Here is a 4,414-nt window from a genome sequence, read left to right as displayed (position 1 = left end):
CCTAATTGGTATCGCCTGTCTTTGGTCAATTTTAGAGGAGGCTCATATTACGATTTTGGCTATTCATCCTGACTATCAAGGTCAGGGTTTTGGGCAAGCTTTGCTTTATGCTTTGCTAAAGTCAGCTCATCAGCGAAAACTGGAGTGGGCTACTTTGGAAGTGCGATCGTCTAATTTGGCGGCGATATCTCTTTATCAGAAGTTCGGTTTTCAGGAGGCGGGACGTAGACGCGGCTATTATCAAGATAGTGGGGAAGATGCTTTGATCCTATGGCTAGGTGGTCTTCAAAAGCCAGAATTTGAGCAGGATTTAGCTAAATGGGAGGGGGAAATTCGCGATCGCCTCACCTATCTTTTGCAAGAAGTTTAATTCTTGAATTTAGATGGAATATTGCCAAGTTGATAAAAATCCGTCAATTTCTTACCTTCACTATCAGTAAGAGCAGTAAAATATTCACGAACGCTGACATCTTTAATAGATTCCATAGCAGGAAAACTCAGATACTCAACATCAAATACCTTCTCCGTATCGGTAAATGTTACCTTTCCCCTACCAATAGTATGATGGCCCCACTCACTTTTGGGATATTTGCGACCAATTTCAATTTGCCATTCCCCATTGTTGTAAATGGTCAAAGTTTCACTAGAAATAGGAATCCATTCGCCATTGTCTAGGTAGCCTGTAGAGATTTTTTGAGGTGAGAAGACTTGAGGTTGAGGCATGGCTCCATAAACAATATGAGCAATACGTTGGGTACGATAATCAAAGCCAAAGCTTCTAGCGTATTGTGATTTCCAAACCCACCAGGGAATAACTTTAGAATTTTTTAGTGTAGAATCTATTTGTTCGCGATGTGCTTCATAACAGCAGAGAATTTGCTCATATTCCCCTCGACTAAACTCAGATGGATTTACATAGATTGTCCAGTTGATCCAGTTTTTTCTGGATACATCGTCATAAAAAGTTTTAATTTCTAGTTTGGCGCGATCGCTTGGGTTAATCGGCAAACCCATATCTAATAGTTTAGGAGAAATTCTACCTGCTAAAGATCGAGAAACTACTTTGTTATTAAAACAGAGAATAGGGAAGCGAACCAAATCGCCGGAAAAAATATTTTTTTGAAATGAGTGCTCTTCCATTATGGTAAGACGATTAGGATTTTGCGGATCTTCGCTTGGACAAATCACTTCAAGAGTCAAAATATCTGGACGTTTTTTCTTGTAGTATTTAGACAAATTATATACACTTATAGGAGATAAATAGGTATATATTACCCAACCCCATAACGCAATAACAACACCGATACCCCACAGTATCCTCCCATAGCCGACAATTCTTTTGTACAATTTTTCACCAATTTCTTTTAATATTTCCATGATTTTTTACAGCTTGTTAGTATAATTAATTTGACTACTTAATAAATATTTTATCGCCAACTTAAGCTATGGGGCAAATCTATTGTTCGGATCTTGAGGGGGCTGGCGATCGCGATCCCCACCATGTGCCAGTTGCGTAAGCCCTTAAATTATTCGCCCGAAGACTTCGGCCCTACTTGCTCTTCAACCCGATGACACTAGATAGGGTTGTGCTACAATCCATCAATACGTAGTAGTAGGCTGGGCACAGATCGAGAAGATTAATCTTCTTGCAGTCTAGGGGAGGTTGTAGGTCAGCCACCATCTGGGCCTTCCCAGTTGAAAGCCACCCTGTAACGGTAGCCTAGAAGCTCAACCGTAGCCTCAACGGCAGAGCGGTTGAAAGTGTCACGCCCCATAACTCAGCGTCGAGTTCACTCTCGAATGTGCGTTTTATCGCGCAGGCTGGCGTGACCTCAAAATGGGCATATAGCAGGTGATGGGAGATAGCAATGTTTGAACGCTTCACAGAAAAAGCCATAAAAGTGATCATGCTCGCCCAGGAGGAAGCTCGCCGCCTGGGGCATAATTTTGTGGGTACTGAACAGATTCTCTTGGGCCTAATTGGCGAAGGCACAGGGGTTGCGGCGAAGGTGCTCAAATCGATGGGTGTCAACCTCAAAGATGCTCGGATCGAAGTTGAAAAGATTATTGGTCGGGGTTCTGGCTTCGTAGCGGTGGAAATTCCTTTCACCCCTCGTGCGAAGCGAGTTCTAGAATTATCCCTAGAAGAAGCTCGTCAACTCGGACACAACTATATCGGCACCGAACACTTGCTTTTAGGTCTAATCCGGGAAGGCGAAGGAGTAGCTGCTAGAGTGCTGGAAAATCTGGGGGTAGACCTCTCGAAAGTCCGCACCCAAGTGATCCGAATGCTGGGCGAAACCGCTGAGGTGACAGCCGGTAGTTCAACGGGTCGCACGAAGACACCAACTCTGGACGAATTTGGAGCTAACCTTACCCAGATGGCCGTTGATGGCAAACTCGACCCAGTGGTGGGACGACAGAAAGAAATCGAACGGGTAATCCAAATTTTAGGACGGCGGACTAAAAATAACCCCGTGTTGATTGGGGAACCAGGGGTAGGTAAAACTGCGATCGCAGAAGGTTTAGCCCAACGCATCGCCAATAATGATATCCCAGATATCCTCGAAGACAAGCGCGTAGTCACTCTGGACATTGGCTTACTGGTAGCAGGTACTAAGTACCGAGGCGAATTTGAAGAACGCCTCAAAAAAATCATGGACGAAATTCGCTCAGCGGGTAACGTCATCCTAGTCATAGACGAAGTACACACCCTGATTGGTGCCGGTGCTGCCGAAGGTGCGATCGATGCTGCTAATATTCTGAAACCAGCCTTAGCTAGAGGAGAATTGCAGTGCATCGGAGCTACAACCCTCGATGAATACCGCAAACATATCGAGCGCGATGCTGCCTTAGAGCGACGTTTTCAGCCAGTAATGGTAGGCGAACCGACAGTTGAAGAAACAATAGAAATATTGTTCGGCTTGCGGGAACGTTACGAACAGCACCACAAACTCAAAATCTTGGATTCTGCCTTAGAAGCAGCAGCCAAACTTTCAGATCGATATATTAGCGATCGCTACTTACCTGATAAAGCGATCGATCTAGTAGACGAAGCAGGTTCCCGCGTCCGTTTGCTAAGTTCTCAACTGCCCCCCGCCGCCAAAGAACTAGACAAAGAATTGCGTCAAGTTCTCAAGGAAAAAGACGAAGCAGTACGCTCTCAAGATTTTGACAAAGCTGGGGAACTGCGCGATCGCGAAATGGAAATCAAAGCCGAAATTCGCGCCATCTCCCAGACCAAAAAAACCGAAGGCAAGAGCGATACAGACGTTTCCCCTAACGTCACCGAAGAAGACATTGCCCAAATCGTGGCAAGTTGGACAGGCGTACCCGTCAATAAACTCACCGAATCCGAATCCGAAAAACTGCTGCACATGGAAGACACCCTCCATCAGCGGCTCATCGGTCAAGAAGAAGCAGTCAAAGCCGTCTCTCGCGCCATTCGTCGCGCGCGGGTAGGCTTGAAAAACCCCAACCGCCCGATCGCCAGTTTCATCTTCTCCGGCCCCACCGGCGTTGGTAAAACCGAACTTACCAAAGCTCTCGCCTCCTACTTCTTCGGTTCCGAAGAAGCCATGATTCGACTCGATATGTCCGAATACATGGAACGTCATACTGTTTCCAAATTAATCGGTTCGCCTCCCGGATACGTCGGCTACAACGAAGGCGGTCAATTAACAGAAGCAGTCCGTCGCCGTCCATACACAGTGGTGCTGTTCGATGAAATCGAAAAAGCCCACCCCGATGTCTTCAATATGCTCCTGCAAATATTAGAAGATGGGCGGTTAACAGATGCCAAAGGTCGCACCGTAGACTTCAAGAATACGCTGCTGATTATGACCTCAAACATCGGTTCGACGGTAATTGAGAAAGGCGGTACAGGCATTGGTTTCGAGTTTGCAGATAACCAAGCAGATGCCCAGTACAACCGCATTCGCTCCTTAGTGAACGAAGAACTCAAGCGCTACTTCCGCCCAGAATTCCTCAATCGTCTCGATGAGATTATCGTCTTCCGTCAATTGATCATGGACGAAATCAAAGAAATCGCGGTGATTATGCTCAACGAGGTATTTGGTCGCTTGACAGAAAAGGGTATTACCCTCGATGTGACTGAGGCTTTTAAAGAGCGCCTTGTCAAAGAAGGTTATAACCAAAGTTACGGTGCAAGACCTCTACGCCGCGCAATTATGCGTTTGTTAGAGGACGTACTAGCTGAGGAAATCCTTTCTGGTCGAATTAAAGACGGTGATAGTGCCGTTGTTGATGTTGACGATGATGGTCAGGTGAAAGTCCTCCAAGGTAAAAAACGGGAACTTTTACCTCAAGTTGCTGAATAGTAAATCTGCTGTTTCTTCTTGCTTGAAATTGGGGGAAGAACTCAGATAAAAAAACGGGAGATATATATACTTTA

Annotated in this window: 3 protein-coding genes; 2 read left to right on the top strand and 1 reads right to left on the bottom strand. The window is 45.6% G+C overall.

Features of this window, described 5'->3' with window-relative positions; translation table 11 throughout:
- Nucleotides 1-370 (top strand): ribosomal protein S18-alanine N-acetyltransferase (gene rimI / locus OSCI_RS03000; RefSeq protein WP_039961648.1); only part of this gene is annotated, 370 nt, incomplete at its 5' end.
- Here rimI and OSCI_RS02995 read toward each other — a convergent pair.
- Nucleotides 367-1,377, bottom strand: a complete 1,011-nt coding sequence (locus OSCI_RS02995) for a hypothetical protein (protein WP_007353378.1) — start codon at nt 1,375-1,377, stop codon at nt 367-369. The genes rimI and OSCI_RS02995 overlap by 4 nt on opposite strands.
- Nucleotides 1,378-1,868: 491 nt before the next feature.
- Between OSCI_RS02995 and OSCI_RS02990 the strand changes: the two genes are divergently transcribed.
- A complete protein-coding gene (locus tag OSCI_RS02990) occupies nt 1,869-4,340 on the top strand; it encodes an ATP-dependent Clp protease ATP-binding subunit (protein WP_007353377.1) in 2,472 nt (823 codons plus the stop codon).
- Nucleotides 4,341-4,414: the final 74 nt, after the last annotated feature.

The organism is Kamptonema sp. PCC 6506, assembly GCF_000180455.1.
Taxonomy (GTDB): Bacteria; Cyanobacteriota; Cyanobacteriia; order Cyanobacteriales; family Microcoleaceae; genus Kamptonema; species Kamptonema formosum.
This window is presented reverse-complemented; position numbering and strand designations above follow the sequence as displayed.

What these genes read in the sequence shown, in the direction of transcription:
- OSCI_RS02995 (WP_007353378.1), bottom strand. Translation starts at nt 1,377, where the DNA reads ATGGAAATATTAAAAGAAATTGGTGAAAAATTGTACAAAAGAATTGTC.
- OSCI_RS02990 (WP_007353377.1), top strand. Translation starts at nt 1,869, where the DNA reads ATGTTTGAACGCTTCACAGAAAAAGCCATAAAAGTGATCATGCTCGCC.